This is a genomic window from Natronorubrum texcoconense (assembly GCF_900100335.1).
GTDB classification, from domain to species: domain Archaea; phylum Halobacteriota; class Halobacteria; order Halobacteriales; family Natrialbaceae; genus Natronorubrum; species Natronorubrum texcoconense.
In genome coordinates this window covers 98,237-116,560 of the sequence record NZ_FNFE01000008.1, presented here as the reverse complement: position 1 = coordinate 116,560, position 18,324 = coordinate 98,237, and the positions used below count along the sequence as shown (strand labels likewise).

The following is an 18,324-nucleotide window of genomic DNA, read 5'->3' as shown; positions in this document are numbered from 1 at the left end:
AGAACGCATCCCTCTCACACGGCGAGTCCGACGTCGACGATCACCATGACGACGAAGCCGACGACGAACGTGAGCGTGGCGGCGTCGGCGTAGCCGTGGCCGTGGCTGGCGGGGATCATCTCCCGGAAGATAACGGCCATCATCGTCCCGGCGGCGAACCCCGCGGCGACGGGGAAGAGCCCGGTGACGAGGGAGACGAGCGCGAAGCCGAGCGCGGCCGCTATCGGCTCGGGGACCGCCCCGGAGAGGGTCGTGTACAGAACCGTCTTGGCGTTCGAGAGACCGGTTCGACTCGCCGGCACGGCCATCGCGAAGCCGTCGGGGACGTTCTGGATCGCGATGGCGATGGCGAGCGCGACGCCGACGCCCTCGAGCCCGCCCGCGAACGCGATGCCGATCGCCAACCCCTCAGGGACGTTGTGGATGGTGATCGCGCTGCCGACGAGCAGCGCTTGGCGGCGGTTCTCGCCGGCGTCCTCGCCGTCGCTGTTCCCCCCGCTGTCGCCATCGTCGTGACGTCCACCGCCGGCTTCCAACGTCAACTCGTCGGCTCCGACCGTCTCCTCGGCCCGGGCCGTCGGCGGATAGGTTTCGTCGGCCTCGTCCGCGAGCAACAGGTGGACGTGCGGAATGAGTCGGTTCGCGGCGAGCAGAAAGACGCCGCCGAGGAGCACGCCGACGACGACCTCCCACAGCGAGCCGAACTCGAGTCCCGGAACGACGAGCGCGAAGACGGCCGCGCCGAACATGATCCCGGCGGCGAGCCCGAGCGCGGCGTCGTAAAAGCGGTGGCTGATGCGCTCGGTGACGACGATCGGTAGCGCACCGAGTCCGGTCGCCGCACCTGCAAGCCCCGCGATTGCGACGACTTCGACGATCGAAACCACAGTGAGTCCGATATTCACACTAGGCGTCAAAAGCGTTCGCGTCGGCTGTCACTCCGTCAATCGATCCGCCGAGGATCGTCACTCGAGCCCAGCAGGATCCGGTAGACGACGTAACCGATCAGCAGGGCGAACGCGAGCGTCGCGACGGTTTCGGCGAACCAGATCGCGACGTACAGCGCCCGAGTGAGTATTCTAATTACCACGATTCCGCCGAAGATCGCGACGACGAACGCCAATCCACCGACTGCTGCGCCAACACGCTCCATACGATTACGTTCATTGCCACCGAAATGAACCTACTGCTGGTCGATCGATGACTGCCTGCTACTGTCCCAGTCTGTTTCGTTTCGTTCCGTCTCGTCCGGTTCCGTTTCTTTCACTTTCGCCCCGGTGCGGGAACGTTTTTTACACCCCCGCGCGAATATCCGATGATGGAACTCGACAATCATGCCGAGGATCTCGCCTCCGACCTCGGTGTCGACAAAGAGGAGGTCAAAGCGGACCTGCAGAACTTAGTGGAGTACAGCGTCCCCATCGACGAAGCCAAGCAGAGCCTTCGCCGGAAGTACGGCGACGGCTCGAGCGGCGGCGGTGGGGCTCCCTCGAGCAAGGATATCGGCGACATCACACCGGAGGACGGCAACGTCACCGTCACTGGCGTCGTGCTGACGGCCGGTAAACGGTCGATCCGATATCAGGGCGACGACCTCGAGATCGTTGAAGGCCGACTCGCCGACGAGACCGGCGTGATCGACTACACCTCCTGGGAGGACTTCGGACTCTCGCCGGGCGATACGATCACGGCGGGCAACGCGGGCGTCCGCGAGTGGGACGGCGAACCGGAACTCAACCTCGGCGAGAGCACGTCGCTGTCGTTCGAGGACCAGTCGCTCGATGTCGCCTACGAGATCGGCGGTGAGGCCCAACTCGCCGACCTGCAGACGGGCGACCGCGCGGTCACCGTCGAAGTGACGGTCGTCGACTGCGAGCGCCGGACGATCGACGGTCGCGACGGCGAGACCGAGATTTTAAGCGGCGTCTTCGGCGACGAGAGCGGTCGACTCCCGTTCACGAACTGGGATCCGGCCCCCGCGATCGAAGACGGCGGGACGATTCGCATCGAGAACGCGTTCGTCCAGGAGTTTCGCGGCGTCCCCGAAGTCAACGTCTCGGAGTTCTCGGTCGTCTCCGCGATCGACCGCGAGATCGACGTCGGCGCCGACGCGACGACGATGGACGTCGGCGAAGCCGTCCACACGGGGGGTATCTACGACGTCGAAGTCAACGGTAACGTCATCGCCGTCCGCGACGGGTCGGGACTGATCCAGCGCTGTCCCGAGTGCTACCGCGTCATTCAGAAGGGCCAGTGCCGAACCCACGGCAGCGTCGACGGCGTCGACGACCTTCGCGTGAAGGCGATCCTCGACGACGGCACCGGAGCCGTCACGGTCGTCCTCGACGACGAACTAACCCAGCAGGTCTACGACGGGACGCTCGAGGACGCCTTGGAGCAGGCTCGCGAGGCCATGGATCAGGAGGTCGTCGCGGACACGATCCGAGAACGTATCGTGGGTCGCGAGTACCGCGTGCGCGGTCACCTCTCGGTCGACGAGTACGGCGCGAACCTCGACGCCGAGGACTTCGAGGAGAGCGGTGACGATCCGGAAGCCCGTGCGAGCGCCTTCCTCACGGAGGTGGACGCATGAGCGCAACGGACGAAAACGGCGAGGAGATTCCGACCCGGGAGATCGCCTACCGACTGTTCGCGGCCGAGTACGACGATGCCTCGTTCTCTTACGCCGAGAGCGACGAGGAACGAGCACCGAACTACGTCATCTCGCCGACCGGTGCACGGCTCAACCGGCTCTTCGCCGTCGGCACCCTGACGGAGATCACGTCGGTCAACGAGGAGATGGTTCGCGCCCGCGTGGTCGATCCGACGGGCGCGTTCGTCGTCTACGCCGGCCAGTACCAGCCCGACGCGCTCGCGACCTTAGAACAGCTCGAGCCGCCCGCGTTCGTCGCGGTGACGGGCAAGGCCCGGACGTTCCAGCCCGACGATTCGGAGCAGGTTTACACCTCGATCCGTCCGGAGAGCATCGCGACGGTCGACGCCGACACCCGCGACCGCTGGGTCGTCAGCGCCGCCGAACAGACCGTCGACCGCATCGGCGCGTACGCCACCGCAGCCGAGAGCGACGCGAGCGGGGATGCGCTGGCCGACGCACTCCGCGAAGCCGGCGTCGAATCCGGCCTCGCCGCCGGCATCCCGCTCGCGCTGGATCACTACGGGACCACCCCGGCCTATCTCGAGGCCCTGCGCGACTGCGCCCTCGAGGCGGTCGAGGTCGTCGCCGGCGAGCGCGATCAGGTGACGCCGCTGTCGCTCCAGCCGAGCGACTCGCCCGACACCGACGCGACGTTTTCGTCGCTCGCGGCGCACGCCGACATCGAACTCTCGAGTCTCGAATCGACCATTGAGACTGAACCCGATGCAGAATCACAGCCGGCTGAACCGGCCGCGGCAACGGCCGGCGTCGGCGATGCCGAGGGGGACGCAAGCGTGGACGCCGGTTCCGAATCGATCGACGCCGGATCGGCGGCCGGAACGGCGACCGGAAGCGAACCCGACGCTGCCTCTGACGCGGAGTCCGCGGCGGCTGACGAGGCGGCCGACAGCGCCCTCGAGTCCGAGTCGGACGCTGACGCGGAGACGGATACTGGCGACTCGGCGGCAGCCGCCGGGACTGCCGATACGGCGGCGGCCGACGCTGACGACGAGACCGATGAGACCGACGAACAGACTGCGTCGTTCGACGAGTCGACCGACGTCGACGAGGCCGTCGACACCGACGATTCCGCTACGACCGACGATGGCGACTCCGCCGACGCCGCGGACGAGGGAGCCGAGGACGACCTCGGCGACTTCGACGCCGGCGACACCGGCATGTACGAGATGGACGACGAGGAGCGCGAACAGCTAGAGGAGGAGTTCGGCGCCGAGTTCACGACCGGAAGCGAGGTCGAAGAGCCCGGCGAGGCGGGGATCGACGTTCCCGAACCCGAGGACGAACTCGAGGATGCTCCTGACGGCGACTCCGTCGACGCTGGGGCCGACTCCGCTGACAGCGGAGCCGAGCCCGACGACGACCTCGGCGAACCGCCAGCGTCCGGACTCGAGACCGACTCGGAATCCGATGCGGCGGCGACTGACGATGGCGACTCCGAAGCGGACGACGAGACCGACGTCGAGGTCGACGACATCGACGCGACCGACGATACGGCACCGTCCGAGTCGGACGCCGAATCCGAAAGCGACGCGGACGAGGAGCCAGCCGAGGACGTGGATCTGGAGGCGTACGTCGTCGACACGATGGCGGATCTCGACGACGGCGACGGTGCCGACCGATCGACGGTCGTCGAGACGGTCGCCGACGAGACCGGCGCGTCCGAAGACGAGGTCGAAGACGCCATCCAAGACGCGCTGATGGGCGGCCAGTGTTACGAACCGAACGACGAGACGCTGAAGCCGATCTAACGCCTCGAGCCCACGATGTCCGAGGAGTCCCGTCGACCGGCCGCGGCGCGCGTCGAACCGGTTCCCGGCGAACCGGCCGCGGTCGCCACCGTCGGCGCCGAACGCGCGCTGCTCGTCGCCGACTACCACGCGGGCTACGAGGCCGGACTGCGGTACGAACGCGGCGTCGACGTGCCGAGCAAGGCCCCCGAGCGCCGCGAGCGGCTGCTCGACGTACTCGAGGAGTCCGACCCCGACCGACTCGTCGTCCTCGGAGACCTCATGCACTCCATCGGCGACCCGGGCGGGGCCGAACGCGGCGAACTCGAGGTGCTGTTCGAAGCGTTTCCGTCGACGCTCGCCGTCACGGTCGTCAAGGGCAACCACGACGGCGGGATCGAGAGCTGGCTGACCCCCGAAACCCCACGCGAGGCGGCCGCACTCGAGTTCGACACCGACGCTGTAACCGTCGTCCCCGGCAGCGGGATTGCGCTCGGGGATCGGGCCCTCGGTGTCTGTCACGGCCACACCTGGCCCGCGCCGGCCGCGCTCGAGTGTGACGTGCTCTGTCTGGGCCACGAACACCCCTGCGTCCGACTCGAGGACGAGGTCGGCGGGAGTCGCGTCGAACGGGCGTGGCTCCGGGGACGGCTCGATCCGACGCCGTTTCGCGACCGTCCCGAGTACGACGAGGTCTCGTGGCTCGTGAATTCGGACGTCGCGCCGCCACGAGTCGTCGTGATGCCGGCGTTCAACGACCTCGTCGGCGGGACGTGGGTGAATCTCCCGAATCAGTCGTTTCTCTCGCCGTTTCTGCCCGCCGGCCTGGCCGACGGCGAGGCGTATCTGTTAGACGGGACGCGACTCGGTTCGTACGAGTCGGTGTAGGATCGTTCCCAAGCGCCAACGAACGTACGCCGAATCGCCATCCTGTGGAGTCAAGAACGTGACGTGTGACGATGGAAGCCTCCCGTCTCAAGGTGCGCAAAACCGAGACCAGCGGAATCGATGTCGACGTCTTCGATGCGGACGAACTGATCGAGGAATCGACGCGTGTCTTCTCCGAGAACGACGATCTCGAGTCGCGACTCGTGGGCGGAGTTGCCGTCTTCCAGCGAGGAGATCACGGCCGACGAGTGGGATCTGAACTGATAATCGGCGGGTGTCGAGAGGGGCCGACGCTACCCGCCCGTCGGTGACTGGGTCCGGGGGTCAGGGATCGGAGTAATTGAATTTTCGAGCGACGGCGCTTTCGACCCGCTCGGTCAGCGGACTCCGATCGACCGCGAGTCGCTTGTGGAGTCGGTACTGCACGAGACACGGCAGTGCGGAGACGGCGGGCAGCAGTATGCCGGCGGTCCAGACGTTTCCGCCGACGAGAATCCACGCGAGGCTGACGAGTCCGACGACGGACAGCAGGAGCCCCGAGCCGAAATACGCTCGGACGAGTCGTGGCGCTCGGGCCCGCTGCTCGTCGGTGTACGAGCGCGCATCGTACGCACAGACGACACCCCCGAGGACGAACACGAACGCGACCGAGCCGTACAGGGCGCTGAGCATAGCTGACAGTTGTTCGTGCTGTCATATAGCTGTTCTCCATCCGACAGCTCGAGCGGTGGGGTCGACGGTCGATACGGACGATCGATTCGGCCGACGCCGTCACCGTTCGACCGTCTTCGACTCGATCCGGTCGCCGTCGCGCCACTGGTAGTAGTGATAGGTCGTTCCGGCGATCTCCTTGACCGTGACGCTCGCTCGCGCCGGCACGTCCGACGGGTACTCGAGGTCGTCGTCGACACTCGTCTCGGGTTCGTTTTCGTCTCGAGTGATATCCCCGTCTCCAGATTCCGCGTCTGTAGCCGGCCGCCGCTGCTCGTCGGTGTCGGCTGCCTTCCACGCCGCGAGATCCTCGAGGTAGCTACTGACGGCGCGAAGCGTGTCGGCGTCTCGACGCTCGAGTCCGTCCAGCAGGTCGTCGAGCTCTCGATCGATATCGGTCGGGGGCTGGGGTCGATCGCGCGTCGTCATCGTTCGCCCGGCGATTTGGGAGACGGCCTCAAACGTCCACCGGTCCCGTTCGGATCCCGTCTCCACGTCTCGATCGCGTCGCGTTCTCTGGAGGCTGATAGTCCGCCGAATGGCCTACTAGAGCCCTCCGTGAGATATATACACAACCTACGAGGGAATTTATATACGCGACCGAGGACGGTGCTGATGACAATGAATCCACAGCAATACCGTCCGCGGTCAGCGATCGAACCGGTTCCTGACGACCTCGATTCGGCGCAGGCGAAACTCGTCTACGTCTTCCTCGAGTCGACCGGTGGCGCGACCGTCGAGGAGTTGGGCGAGACGCTGGCGCTGAAGAAACTCTCGGTTTTGAGCATCCTGAACACGCTCTCGAGCGCCGGGTTCGTCGATCGACGAGCGAACGAGTACGTCGTCGCGAACTGAAGCGGCGGAGCGAGCAACGGAGTCGGCGGTCGTCGTCACTGTTCCTCGAGAGCCGTTTTTCGCGGACGGGACCGGTTGCCCGATCGGGAAACGACGCAGTGAGTGTTCACGTTGAGTCGTTCGTGGCGGGACGCGTCGTCAGTATTGGGTTCTCGAACCGATCGTTCGCAAAACAAGCGGGACGTTCGCGAAGTGATCGCGCCGGGCGTCGTCAGAACGTCTCGAGGTAGCGGTCCAGTTCCCAGTCCGAGACGTCGACGAGATAGTCCTCGAACTCCTGGCTCTTCGCTTCGACGAACTTTGGCCCGATGTGCTCGCCGAGTGCGTCGTAGACGACTTCGTCCGCCTCTAAGGCGTCGACGGCCTCGCCGAGGTTCGACGGCAGCGTCTCGATGCCGTACTCTTCGCGTTTTTCCTCGTCGAACTCGTAGATGTTTTCCCGAACCGGATCGGGTGCTTCGAGGTCCTTTTCGATGCCCTCGAGACCGGCGTGGATCATGACGGCGAACGCGAGGTAGGGGTTACACGACGGGTCCGGCGAGCGAAGCTCGATTCGCGAGGCGGCCGGGACGCGGGCGGCCGGCTTGCGGACGAGCGCCGAGCGGTTACGGTCGGACCAGGCGACGTAAACGGGCGCTTCGTAGCCCGGAACCAGGCGCTTGTAACTGTTGACCGTCGGGTTCGCGACCGCCGTGATCGCCGGCGCGTGCTCGAGGACGCCGGCGAGGTAAGCGTGAGCGGTGTCGCTGAGGTTGAACTCGTCGTCCTCGTCGTGGAAGGCGTTCTCGCCGTCCTCGGTCATCAGCGACATGTGGGTGTGCATGCCCGAGCCGTTGATTTTCGGGATCGGTTTCGGCATGAACGTCGCGTGCAGGTCGTGTTCGGCCGCGATGGCGCGAACGACGGTGCGGAACGTGCCGACATTGTCCGCCGTCGTCAGCGCGTCGTCGTACTCGAAGTTGATCTCGTACTGCCCGCGAGCAACCTCGTGGTGGCTGGCCTCGATCTCGAAGCCCATGTCCTCGAGGCCGTAGATGATGTCGCGGCGGACGTCGCTGGCGAGGTCTTTCGGTGCGAGGTCGAAGTAGCCGCCGTGGTCGGCGGTCTCGGTCGTTGCGCGACCGTCTTCGTCCTCTTGGAACATGAAGAACTCCGGTTCGGGCGCGAAGTTGATCTCGTAGCCCATCTCGTTGGCGCGCTCGATCGCCTGTTTGAGGACGTAGCGTGGGTCACCTTCGAACGGTTCGCCCGTCGAGGTGTCGTAGACGTCACAAATCATCCGGGCCGAGGCGCCGTCTTCGCGCTGTCTCCACGGGAGGACGGCGAACGTGTTCGGATCCGGAACCAGACGCATGTCCGATTCCTGGATGCGCACGAAGCCTTCGATCGAGGAGCCGTCGAAGTAGATGCCGTCGGTAAACGCCTTCTCGGCCTGCCGTGCCGGCACCGAGACGTTCTTCACTGTTCCCAGGATGTCGGTGAACTGGAGTCGCAGGAAGTCGATATCTTTCGATTCGATCTCGTCCAGCACGTCTTCTTCTGTGGTGGTCAGATTTCCGCTTGTCATCTTTTTCTCGACTCAAACAATGGATTCTACTATTAAAGCTCTGCTGTTGTGGGCGAATATCTCTATGGAGTATAATGAGTGGACGAATGGTGATTAATATAGGTCGTATGAGGGTGTGTGGCTGACAACGACAGGAAAACTGTAGGAAAAATGGATGGTTGTACGCGTCACCGCTCGAGACCGGGTGATCGGGTCCGGTGGGAGAGCAGCATCGCCGCTGGGGTCACTCGCTCTCGAGGTGGTCGGTCGGTGACGACGGACGGCGTCTTACCGACCGTTTCCGATCGGATAGGGGGGCATCGCTGCGACGCTCGAGACGCTGATATCGACGCTCGCGCGCCAAACCCGCATCGTGGCTCGAACTGCTCGGCGCCACGTGACCGACGGCCGTGGCGGTCGGTGATCGCGCGTGACGTCGTCGGGGAGTGGACGTTTTGCGATCGTCGTCTCGCAAACGGGGCAGACGTACTCCTCGTGGCGATCCCGCGTCCAGCGGACCCAGTCGCCGTCGATCGGGCTCGCGTGATCACAGCCCCAGCAGAAGAGGGTGGACTTTTGGGGGACTTGCGTCCGCTCGTCGTGGGTAGTTACGGATCGAGTCATCGCGCCTCCCTACCGTCCCGGGATATAAAGCCACCCGCTATGCTTGTGGGTGGTCCGGTCGAATATACGAACGATTACGGCAGAAACGACGCTCCCGATTCGACTGAGAAGCGGCTTCGATGGGGCGTTTGTCCATCGTTTGGCGACTCGGTTACGGACCGTTCGAACTGGCCGATCAGCCTGACGGTTCAGGTGAGTTCACTCGAGTGGTGTCCCGAGAGGTCGTTCACTGCAGGCGATCTCCCCTCGGTGTGCCAACAGTATCGGTTTTAGGCTTCGGGGGCTACGAGGGGTATGGACGAGACACTCAGACCGACCCGGCTCGAGGACGGTGCCGATCTCGACGCGTTTCTCGAAGACCGTACCGTCGCGCTCGTGGAGTGCTACACCAGCGGCTGTTCGAAGTGCCAGGCGATGGAGCCGGTGTTAGGAAACGTCGCTCGAGCGACCGGGATTCCCGTCGGGTTGGTGAATCCCGGCGACGATCTCTCCCTGGTCGACCGGTTCGAGATCGACTCGGTGCCGACGTTGCTGTGTTTCGAGAACGGACGGGAAGTCGGACGGCTGGCCGAAGGGTTCGTCGGTGCGGACGCCGTCGTCACGTTCCTCGAGGCGACCGTTCCAGGCGCCGTCGACATCGAGGCAGCCGATACGTGATACTCGAATTGGGTGCGTGAGCGTTCGTCGCCGACGGATCGTTACTCGTCGTCGGCCTCGAGCTCGGTCGGATCGATCTCGCCCGCGAGATACTGTTCACCCAGCTCCGTAATGTCGTACATGCCGATCGCTTGCTTCTTCAAAAGTCCACGTTTTGCGAGCTCTCGACAGCGATAGGCGGCGTCCGGAGCGCGACAGACGTCCTCTTCTTCGATGTGGTCTGGGTCGAAGATGTGGTTCTCGGTCATCAACTCGAGGATATCGTCGTCGACGGGGGTCATCCACTCGGCGGGGACGTCCCACTCGTACTCGTCGGGATTCGTGTTGTCCATACTGTCTCTCCGTTCACCAGGGTGGCGTTGTGCGACAGAAGGTCGTCGTGCTACATGATCCTGTTGGATCGACTGCTCGAGCGGTCCCTGCCGATCGTGATCGCATCTACTTGCTGCCGGCGGTGTCGTACGTGACACTGGAGGCGTTATCGTACGTTTCCGCGGCCGACCGGAGTTGTCTCGACTCAGGGTCGTGACTGTTTCGGGGCGGAGTGAACTACCCCACCCTACTCAGCCGCTGACGCGGCTTCCTTGAGGGTGGGGCTTCCTGTTTCCACGACGTTGTCAGACTACGTCTGACAGCCTGTCGAGGTTCCCTCGACAAACGCGCTTTGCAGACACCGAGGTGGTGTCCGTAGGGAGCGCAGTCTTCACAGGCTTGTCTTCGGGCCATCCCAGCCCTAATTCAGAAAAACCGCGTTGCAAGACGTTCATCGCGGCATTCGCGTCACGGTCACACTCGAACCCGCACGAGGGACAGGAGTGTTCCCTAACCCAGATGGGTTTCGCCGTCTCCACGCCACACGACGCGCACTCTTTCGTCGTTCCTCGTGCTTCGACCTGAACGACGTGCGTGCCATACAGGTTGGCTTTGTATTCGAGGAGGGTGATGAACTGTCGCCACGCCGCATCCTGCTTGTTCCGAGCGTTATGCGACTGTTCGAGCATCCCCTTCACGTTCAAGTCCTCGACGAATACCGCGTCGTACTCTTTGACGAGCCACGTCGTGAGTTTGTGCTGGTAGTCCAGCACCTTCCGTCGGATGTGGCGCTTAACCTTCGCAACCTTCTGGCGTTGTTTCTCATAGTTGTTCGAGCGTTGCTCCTTCCGTGAGAGTTTGCGTTGCTCGCGGCGGAGTCGTTCGTACTCGTCTTCGAGGTCGAGCCAATCTACGGTCTTGCCATCAGAAGTGTGGATGTAGTTCAGGATGCCGAGGTCAATCCCGACGCTGTTGGTCGCGTCTAGTGAGTCCACGTTAGGTTTCTCGGGCAAGTCGGCGTCATCAGTTTCCAGCCCGAAGGAGACGAACCAGTCGCCGGTCGTCTCCTTTTTGACCGTGACTTCCTTGATGGCCGCCTTGTCGGGTATTTCGCGGTGATCGCGGATCGGGATGTCGCCGATTTTGGAGAGCCAGAGTGTCGCGTGTCGGCCACTCGTGTTTTTGAGTTTGAAACCGTCATCAGAAATCGAAGATTTCTGATTGCCCATCAGACGTAGTCTGATGACCGGACTGCGAATACGTCATACTCTGGAACTCCCTCGGTGACTTCCACCTGAGTTTTCCGACCTTGCGCCCGTTCTGTTTCTGCTCGGAGAGGCCGTTGAGGTTCTGGTAGAATCGCGTGATGGTTCGTTGCAGAGCCTTCGAATTAACCGCCGAGAAAACGGGAAACTCGTCTTTCCAGCCGGGAAGTCGGGAGTGGTGTTTGTACGCAGAGCCGATATCGTCGCTATCCACGTTTTCGTACTCGTACAGAGTGTAGTTGTACGCTTGGCGATGAACGTCGATATGGTATTCCAGTTGCTCCGCTACCTGTTGTGTCGGGTATGCGGGGTAGCGGTGACTGTACTCCATCGCTATCTATTGGTTCAAAATATATTCATTTAATGGTTTGTATCTCGTACGGCGATTCATCCCCTCCCTACTCGCTCCCATTGGTCGCTCCTTGAGGAAGGGGCATTCTCGCCTCAATTCTGGTAATCCACGTGGACGTTCGGGGCAGCAGCGGGTGACAGACCCGTGATCTCGCGATCGACGAAGGTCACGTCGGTGAGATCGCCGGTGAACTGGAATCTGATGGTTCCGTTCTCGATCGTGCCTTCGACGGTTGATCCCGAGACGACGGTGGCGTTTGTGTCACTGTCGTCCGTGAGCAGTTCGATCTCGCCGTCGACGGTGATCTCGAAACTCGAGGGGGTGTCGCGGCCGATGATCGTCAGCGTGTTGATGCGGGATTCGACGTTCTCGGCCCGGGTCGGTCGCGTCGCTGCGATCGTCGCCATCGGCGTTCCCGCGAGCGTCGGTGAGACGGCTCGATCGACTGCAGCGGCCTGCTCGTCGGATTCAGTCTCGGAATCGACCGTCGCGTTCGTGCGTCCCATATACTGGATGAAGCCGAGTATGACAGTATAAGCCTTCTCACTGAACCAACGGTTAGTTGTCGTGAAATATATCCTCTCGATACACTCTTTGTCAGCACTTTGGCCGGACGCTCGCTCGAGGAGCCGGCTCGAATACTCGATCACGAAACACTTATACCGAGATCGATTGAACAATCGATAAGCCCATTCTATGAGTCTTTCTCGTCTCCTCTCCGGCCTCTTTGCCGACTCGGAACCGAGCACCGAATCACCCGCGACGACACAGAACTCCGGCGAGCCCGAGGAGTCGACGACGGTCGTCCACGAGTGTCGAAACTGCGGAACGAACGTCTCGGAAGAGACGACGTGCTGCCCGGCGTGTGAGTCCGAAGATATCGTCCGCTATTCGATATAAGTCTCAGCTGAAACTGTCCTCTTGGCCTGAAAGCCGTTGACTAGCGGCGATCCGGTAGCTGCTCGCTACTGCTCCGTTCGGTACTGTACTCGTAGCCGGTCACCTCGAGATCTTCGTCCTCGTCCGCGTCGAGCCAGATGCCGATGCCGAGTGCGACGACGCCGACCAGCAGCGTCGCGAACGACGCCATCGCACTGGTGAAGCCGTCCTTTCCGCGAAGGGTTCGGAAGAACGAGCCGGCGATACCGACGGTGCCACCGGCCAGTCCGGCGGAGCCGGCGCCGTAGAAGACGACGCTCGGGTGGAACTCCTGGACGACGAACCGCGTTTTCAGCCGCCAGATAAAACTCCGGAGCAACAGCAATGATACGAACCGAATGAACGGGACATATCGAATGCTGCTCTCTTCCTCGCCGTAGACCGCCGTCATCGGCACATCTGCAACGCGCTGTTCGTTGACGTTGAGGTGGGTGAGGAGGTGGTTGAGGAAGCCGTACTCGTCCGTAACCGAGTCGAGATCGAGTTCTTCGATCGTCTCGCGCGAAATCGCCGTGTAGCCGTTCTGCGGGTCGCTGATCGCCCAGTAGCCCGAGGCGAACTTCGAGAGCCCGGTGAGCATGGCGTTGCCGACGAATCTGAACGTCGACATATCCTGTCGATCCTCGGGATCGAGGAGGCGATTCCCCTTCGCGTAGTCGGCTTCGCCTTCGACGACGGGATCGATGATTCGATGGAGGATATCGGGGTCCATCTGCCCGTCGCCGTTCAGTACGGCGACGACGTCCATCTCGTCTTCGACGGCGTGTCTGTACCCCGTCTTGACCGACGCGCCGTAGCCCCGGTTCTCCTCGTGCTGGATCGGGACGACGCGTCGTCCCTCGCCGCCGTCGGTGACCGCGAGTTCGGGTCTGGGTTCGGCGGTCTCGTTGACTTGCGATGCGACCTGCTGGATCACCGCCCAGCTATCGTCGGGTGACGCGTCGTCGACGGCGTAGATTCGGTCGACGAAGTCGGGAACCGTCTCGATGACGGTTCCGACGAACGCCTCCTCATCGTAGGCCGTGACGACGACGCCGATTCGGTTGCCCTTATACATCGTCTCCTCCGTCGGTTGTCGTGCCGTCGACCGCGTCCGAACCGCTCGCTCGTTCGATCGTGCCGCCGTCCGCGGTCACCGACTGTCCGTCCGTCGACACCGCGTCGCTTCCATCTGCGTCCGTCGGCGGTCGGCCGCTCGCTGCACCGCCGAGTGTGTACGCTCGGTGGTGCGTCTCCGAGAGGTCGACCGCGTCTCGGCCGTCGACGACGACCATCGGCTCGAGATCGGCCCACGGAATCTCGTCGAACTCCTGGTGGGGGGTGACGATCACGGCCGCGTCGAAGGACTCGTCTACGAGGTCGTCGATACTGACCGCTCGAGCGCCGTACTCCTCGGGATCGACGAGCGGGTCGACGCCGGCGACGTTCGCGCCGCGATCGGCTAACTCGTCGATGACGCCGATCGCGGGTGAGGCGCGAGTCTCCTCGACGCCTGGCCGGTACGTGATGCCGAGGACGACCACGGCGGCGTCCGCGAGATCGGTACCGGTGTTCGACAGTTCGTGCTCGAGTCGCTCCACGACGACCGTCGGCATCTCGTCGTTGATCCGTCGGGCGGTCCGCGTGAGATCCATCGGTTCCTCGTTTTGCGAGAGCAGGAAATGTGGGTAGTAAGGGATGCAGTGACCCCCGACGCCCGGTCCCGGGTCGTGGAGCTGACACATCGGCAGATCGTTGGCCGTCTCGATCGCTTCGCGGACCGAAATGCCGAGTTCGTCGGCCAGCCGCCCCAGTTCGTTGGCCAGCCCGATGTTGACGTCGCGGTAGACGCCCTCGAACACCTTGACAGCCTCCGCAGTCGTCGCGTCCGAGACGGGATGGACGTCGTTGTCCGAAAGCTCGTCGTAGACGACCGCGGCGGCTCGCGTACTTTCGTCGTCGATGCCGCCGACGACCTTCGGGTACTGGCCGCGGATGTCACGCAGCGCCGTCCCGGAGGAGGTCCGCTCCGGACAGAACGCGAGGCCGAACTCGTCGGCCGCGAGTCCGCTTTCCTGTTCGAGGTGTGGCTGGATTACGTCTCGGCAGCTCGTCGGCGGCAGTGTCGACTCGGCGATGACCAGGTCGCCGGGCTCGAGACCGGCCGCGATGTCATCGACTACCGACTCGACCGTCGTCAGGTTCGGTTCGTCGTTCTCGTCCAGCAGCGTCGGGACGATGATGACGTGGATCCGGGCGTTCGCGGCCGCTTCGGCGCCGTCGGTCGTCGCCTCGAATCGATCGGTTTCGACCTGCTCGGCGACGAGATCGTCGAGTCCCGGCTCGCCGACGACGTGGCTCTCGCCGCCGTTGATCGTCTCGACGACGTCGGGATCGATGTCGACGCCCGTGACGTTGCCCGTCGTCTCCGCGTAGACGCCCGCGAGCGGGAGTCCCATCTTCCCGAGGCCGTAGACTGCGACCGGGAGCTCGCCCGACGTGAGCAGTTCCCGCTGCCGATCCGGGGAGTCGCTCGAGTCGTAGAGACCGCCGTTCGGGTCGATATCGGTTTCAGCGCCGTCGTCGGACCCCGGCTCACCAGCTGTCTCTCGGTTCACCGGACTTGCACCTCCGTTTTCTTGACGTCCTCCTCGACGAGTGCTTCGATCGTCTGGACCGTCTCGAGGGCCGCGATCCCGTCTTCGGCGGTGACGACCGGTTCGGAGCCGGTCCGAACGGCGTCGATGAACGCCTCGAGTTCGTGGCGCAGGGGTTCGCCGTTGTCGACTCGCGGACGTTCGATGACGCTCTCGTGGCGGTACCGGCGCTTGCCGTCGTCCACGACGTACTCCGGATAGGAGTTCCGGTGGATCAGCACGGACTGCTCGAGGTAGTCGACTTCGACCAGACACTCGCGAGCGGTCACGGTGAGTTTCCGAACCTTCTTCTGGGTCACCCGACTCGCGGTCAGCGAGGCGACGACGTCGTCGTACTGCATCGTTGCTGTGGCGTACTGGCCGTTTTCGGCACTCATTGCGGTCATCGTGTCCGGCTTCGCGTCGAGCACGGAGCCGACGACGTCGATGTCGTGGACCATCAGATCCGAGACGACGTTCCCGAGGGCGTCTCGATCCAGCGGCGGACCGAGGCGTTCGGCCTCGAGGCTGATGACGTCCAGGTCGTCGATCAGGTCGGTTACCGTCTGGACGGCCGGGTTGAACCGTTCGATGTGCCCGACCTGAAGGACGAGCCCTTCTCTGTCCGCCTGTTCCGCCAGCGCTCGCCCTTGCTCGGTCGTTTCGGCGATCGGCTTTTCGACGAGGACGTGGAGGCCCGCCGCCAGACAGTCCGAGACGACGTCGTAGTGGGCTTGCGTCGGGACGGCGACCGTCACGACGTCACAGCGATCGAGGACGGTTTCGAAGTCGACGGCCTCGGTGCCGTACTCGTCCGCGACTCGCTGTGCGATCGCTTCGTCGTGATCGGTGATGCAGGCGAGATCGACGTTTTGTAGTTCGCTATACACGCGCGCGTGGTTTTCGCCCATGGAACCGACGCCGATGACGCCGGCTCGAATCGGTCGTGAGGAGGGTGTTCGACTCATTGGGGGTGGAAGTGGTCCTGTACCGCGTCGACGACGGTTCGCCGATCGCGCTCCGACAGTGACGGATGGACGGGAAGTGAGAGGACCGTCTCGGCCGCCCGTTCTGCGTTTGGCAACGTTTCTGCAGCCGTACTCACTGTCTCGTAGGCCGGCTGACGGTGAATCGGCGTGTCGTAGTAGACGGCGGTGTCGACGCCGTGTTCGTCGAGCGTTGCTGCGAGGGACTCCCGATCCTCCGTCCGAATCGTATACTGGTGGTAGACGTGACGGTACCCTTCGGGAGCCGTCGGCGTCTCGATCGGTAGCTCCGCCAACTGCTCGTCGTAGTAGGCTGCGTTCTCACGACGTTGGCGGTTGAACTCGGGTAGTCGCTCGAGTTGGGCGCGGCCGACCGCGCCGGCCATACTCGTCATTCGGTGGTTGTGGCCCAGCTCAATGTGTTCGTAGCTTGCATCGTCACCGACGTCTCGACCGTGATTGACGTAGCCCGCGGCTCGGTCGGCGACGTCGTTTCGATCGGTGGTGATGATCCCACCTTCGCCGGTCGTCATGTTCTTCGTCGGATAGAACGAGAAGCAGGCCGCGTCGCCGAGGGTGCCGGCGCGGTCGCCGTCGATCTCCGCGCCGTGTGCCTGACAGGCGTCTTCGAGGACGAAGAGGTCGTGTTCGTCCGCGAGATCACCGATCGCTTTCATATCGGCTGCCAGTCCGTAGAGGTGGACCGGCATGATGCCGACGACGTCGTCGCGCTCTGTGAGCACCCGTTCGACGGCGCTCGGATCGAGCGTGTACGTCTCGGGATCGATGTCGGCGAAAACGGGGGTTCCGCCCGCGAGTCTGATCGCGTTCGCGCTCGCGACGAACGAGAACGGGGACGTGATAACGCCCTCGCCGTCCTCGAGACCGAGCGCCTCGAGTGCGGCGTGGAGAGCGGTGGTGCCGTTCGACGTCGCGACGGCCCGCTCGGCGCCGCAGTAGGCGGCGAATTCGTCTTCGAAGGCTCGCACTTCGGGACCGTCGGCGAGCATCCCGCTCTCAAGGACCGACTCGACTCGATCGATGGCGTCCGAACCGATGTCGGGAGCAGCGATCGAGACGGAGCCGCCCGCTTCACCGTCGGCCGCTCCGTTCTTGGCCGGATCGGTTTCCGAGGTGTCGGATTCGGCGACGCCGCCGTCCGTCTCGGCGTCGATGTCTCTCTCGGAATCGGTTTCTGGCTCGGTCATGCGATCTGATTCGCCCCCTCGAGCGGTTTCGGTAGTTCTCGAATCGACGCCGGTGTGCCGACGGCGAGCGTATCGGGCGGGACGTCGTCGGTGACGACCGATCCGGCCGCGACGAAGGCGTTCTCTCCGATCGTGACGCCGGGTAGCAGCGTCGCGTTCGCACCGATCGACGCGCCGTCTTCGATGGTCGGTCCCTCGAGCCCGTCGTCAGTCCTGATCGGGTACTCGTCGTTGGTCAGTGCGGCGCTCGGTCCGATGAAGACGTTGTCCCCGATCGTCGTTTCGGTCGGGATGTAGACGTTCGTCTGCAGACTGACGTGCGAGCCGATCGTCGTTTGGCCGTCGATGACCGTCTTGGTGCCGACGAGGACGTCGTCGCCGATCGTCGTTCCTTCCCTGACGAGTACATCGTGGCCCGTGGTGAACTCGTCACCGATCGTGACGTCCCCGTAGACGATCGATCCGGCTCTGATCGTCGCGCCGTCGCCGACTCGGGTCGGCGCATCGAACTCGCCGTGGCCGACCGTCACGTCGTCGTCGACCGTACAGTCGTCTCCACAGACGAACCGGCTCACCGTGGCTCACCTCCCGAACTGAAACCCGCTACGTGTCGTCGAAATCTTGCGTGTCGTCGTTGATATATCATTGATACCTCGATACCCGTGTGGGCAATCATCCAGATACAGCCGGTAACACGGCTTTGTTATCCCCGGCCTGCGAGACGTGTAGTCAGGAGCTATACTCTCGGCGAACCGAGGTATCCCCGAATTGTGGAGAACCAGCCGTTCACTCCACTGATCGATCGCTCCGGGTCCGTATTCGTGAGGAAATATTGGATTATATGTCGGTCATGGCAACCGACTGGTACAGATACCTTTCGCCAGGGTAGTCGAGTGATAGTAAAGTGCCACAGTCTGGCATTCGTTGTCGTGAGGTATCCGAACATACCCGTGGCACGGGAA

General features: G+C 63.5%; 20 protein-coding genes and 1 pseudogene. 7 read left to right on the top strand and 14 right to left on the bottom strand.

The genetic code is table 11. The features are described from left to right. Positions 1-14 precede the first annotated feature (14 nt). Positions 15-887: a ZIP family metal transporter gene (locus BLT08_RS20120; protein ID WP_090311599.1), complete on the bottom strand. Its 873-nt coding sequence runs from the start codon at positions 885-887 to the stop codon at positions 15-17. A gap of 56 nt (positions 888-943) precedes the next feature. Beyond that, the gene (locus BLT08_RS20115) at positions 944-1,153 is read right to left on the bottom strand and encodes a hypothetical protein (protein WP_090311597.1); all 210 of its coding nucleotides are present in this window, start codon (positions 1,151-1,153) and stop codon (positions 944-946) included. 165 nt (positions 1,154-1,318) lie between these two features. On the opposite strand from BLT08_RS20115, the gene BLT08_RS20110 reads away from it, so the two are divergent. From BLT08_RS20110 to BLT08_RS20095, 4 genes are all read left to right on the top strand, one after another. Further along, the gene (locus BLT08_RS20110; RefSeq protein ID WP_090311595.1) at positions 1,319-2,593 is read left to right on the top strand and encodes a Single-stranded DNA binding protein; all 1,275 of its coding nucleotides are present in this window, start codon (positions 1,319-1,321) and stop codon (positions 2,591-2,593) included. After that, entirely contained in the window at positions 2,590-4,425 is a 1,836-nt protein-coding gene (locus BLT08_RS20105) for a hypothetical protein (protein WP_090311593.1), read from the top strand. The genes BLT08_RS20110 and BLT08_RS20105 overlap by 4 nt, the downstream gene beginning before the upstream one ends. Positions 4,426-4,440: 15 nt before the next feature. Beyond that, positions 4,441-5,292 carry a metallophosphoesterase gene (locus tag BLT08_RS20100; RefSeq protein WP_090311591.1) on the top strand — a complete coding sequence of 284 codons (852 nt, stop codon included), beginning with the start codon at positions 4,441-4,443 and terminating at the stop codon, positions 5,290-5,292. Between the two features lie 71 nt (positions 5,293-5,363). Beyond that, on the top strand, positions 5,364-5,603 hold the full coding sequence (locus BLT08_RS20095; RefSeq protein WP_090311589.1) for a hypothetical protein: 240 nt from the start codon (positions 5,364-5,366) through the stop codon (positions 5,601-5,603). 13 nt (positions 5,604-5,616) lie between these two features. Here BLT08_RS20095 and BLT08_RS20090 read toward each other — a convergent pair whose 3' ends face one another. Together BLT08_RS20090 and BLT08_RS20085 are read right to left on the bottom strand one after the other, a co-directional pair. Next, positions 5,617-5,964 carry a hypothetical protein gene (locus BLT08_RS20090; protein WP_090311586.1) on the bottom strand — a complete coding sequence of 116 codons (348 nt, stop codon included), beginning with the start codon at positions 5,962-5,964 and terminating at the stop codon, positions 5,617-5,619. A gap of 99 nt (positions 5,965-6,063) precedes the next feature. Continuing rightward, complete coding sequence (locus tag BLT08_RS20085) at positions 6,064-6,432, bottom strand: hypothetical protein (protein WP_090311794.1); 369 nt, start codon at positions 6,430-6,432, stop codon at positions 6,064-6,066. Positions 6,433-6,624: 192 nt separating this feature from the next. Here BLT08_RS20085 and BLT08_RS20080 point away from each other — a divergent pair, with 192 nt between their 5' ends. Next, positions 6,625-6,858, top strand: a complete 234-nt coding sequence (locus tag BLT08_RS20080; protein ID WP_090311584.1) for a MarR family transcriptional regulator — start codon at positions 6,625-6,627, stop codon at positions 6,856-6,858. A 211-nt stretch (positions 6,859-7,069) separates the two neighbouring features. Here the strand turns inward: BLT08_RS20080 and glnA are convergent, their stop codons facing one another. Then, complete coding sequence (glnA, locus tag BLT08_RS20075; RefSeq protein WP_090311583.1) at positions 7,070-8,425, bottom strand: type I glutamate--ammonia ligase; 1,356 nt, start codon at positions 8,423-8,425, stop codon at positions 7,070-7,072. Between the two features lie 267 nt (positions 8,426-8,692). Then, complete coding sequence (locus BLT08_RS20070) at positions 8,693-9,028, bottom strand: DUF8106 domain-containing protein (RefSeq protein WP_090311582.1); 336 nt, start codon at positions 9,026-9,028, stop codon at positions 8,693-8,695. Between the two features lie 294 nt (positions 9,029-9,322). Here BLT08_RS20070 and BLT08_RS20060 point away from each other — a divergent pair, with 294 nt between their 5' ends. Continuing rightward, on the top strand, positions 9,323-9,685 hold the full coding sequence (locus tag BLT08_RS20060) for a thioredoxin family protein (protein ID WP_090311579.1): 363 nt from the start codon (positions 9,323-9,325) through the stop codon (positions 9,683-9,685). 41 nt (positions 9,686-9,726) lie between these two features. Here BLT08_RS20060 and BLT08_RS20055 read toward each other — a convergent pair whose 3' ends face one another. From BLT08_RS20055 to BLT08_RS20045, 3 genes and pseudogenes are all read right to left on the bottom strand, one after another. After that, on the bottom strand, positions 9,727-10,017 hold the full coding sequence (locus tag BLT08_RS20055) for a hypothetical protein (protein ID WP_090311577.1): 291 nt from the start codon (positions 10,015-10,017) through the stop codon (positions 9,727-9,729). 227 nt (positions 10,018-10,244) lie between these two features. Beyond that, positions 10,245-11,593 (bottom strand): annotated as a pseudogene (locus BLT08_RS20050) (RNA-guided endonuclease InsQ/TnpB family protein). 113 nt (positions 11,594-11,706) lie between these two features. Beyond that, positions 11,707-12,120, bottom strand: coding sequence for a hypothetical protein (locus tag BLT08_RS20045; protein ID WP_090311575.1), 414 nt, complete (start codon positions 12,118-12,120; stop codon positions 11,707-11,709). 190 nt (positions 12,121-12,310) lie between these two features. Between BLT08_RS20045 and BLT08_RS20040 the strand changes: the two genes are divergently transcribed. Then, entirely contained in the window at positions 12,311-12,514 is a 204-nt protein-coding gene (locus tag BLT08_RS20040) for a hypothetical protein (protein ID WP_090311573.1), read from the top strand. 40 nt (positions 12,515-12,554) lie between these two features. Here BLT08_RS20040 and BLT08_RS20035 read toward each other — a convergent pair whose 3' ends face one another. Genes BLT08_RS20035 through BLT08_RS20015 form a run of 5 tightly spaced genes read right to left on the bottom strand, consistent with a single transcriptional unit; the run spans position 12,555 to position 17,937 of the window. After that, the gene (locus BLT08_RS20035) at positions 12,555-13,610 is read right to left on the bottom strand and encodes a glycosyltransferase family 2 protein (protein WP_090311572.1); all 1,056 of its coding nucleotides are present in this window, start codon (positions 13,608-13,610) and stop codon (positions 12,555-12,557) included. Further along, positions 13,603-15,096, bottom strand: coding sequence for a nucleotide sugar dehydrogenase (locus BLT08_RS20030; RefSeq protein ID WP_245724300.1), 1,494 nt, complete (start codon positions 15,094-15,096; stop codon positions 13,603-13,605). The genes BLT08_RS20035 and BLT08_RS20030 overlap by 8 nt, the downstream gene beginning before the upstream one ends. A 50-nt stretch (positions 15,097-15,146) precedes the next feature. After that, the gene (locus tag BLT08_RS20025; RefSeq protein ID WP_090311568.1) at positions 15,147-16,136 is read right to left on the bottom strand and encodes a Gfo/Idh/MocA family protein; all 990 of its coding nucleotides are present in this window, start codon (positions 16,134-16,136) and stop codon (positions 15,147-15,149) included. Beyond that, the gene (locus BLT08_RS20020) at positions 16,133-17,362 is read right to left on the bottom strand and encodes a DegT/DnrJ/EryC1/StrS family aminotransferase (RefSeq protein ID WP_090311566.1); all 1,230 of its coding nucleotides are present in this window, start codon (positions 17,360-17,362) and stop codon (positions 16,133-16,135) included. Before BLT08_RS20020 ends, BLT08_RS20025 begins: the two co-directional genes overlap by 4 nt. Then, positions 17,359-17,937 carry an acyltransferase gene (locus BLT08_RS20015; protein ID WP_090311564.1) on the bottom strand — a complete coding sequence of 193 codons (579 nt, stop codon included), beginning with the start codon at positions 17,935-17,937 and terminating at the stop codon, positions 17,359-17,361. Before BLT08_RS20015 ends, BLT08_RS20020 begins: the two co-directional genes overlap by 4 nt. Between the last annotated feature and the right edge of the window lie 387 nt (positions 17,938-18,324).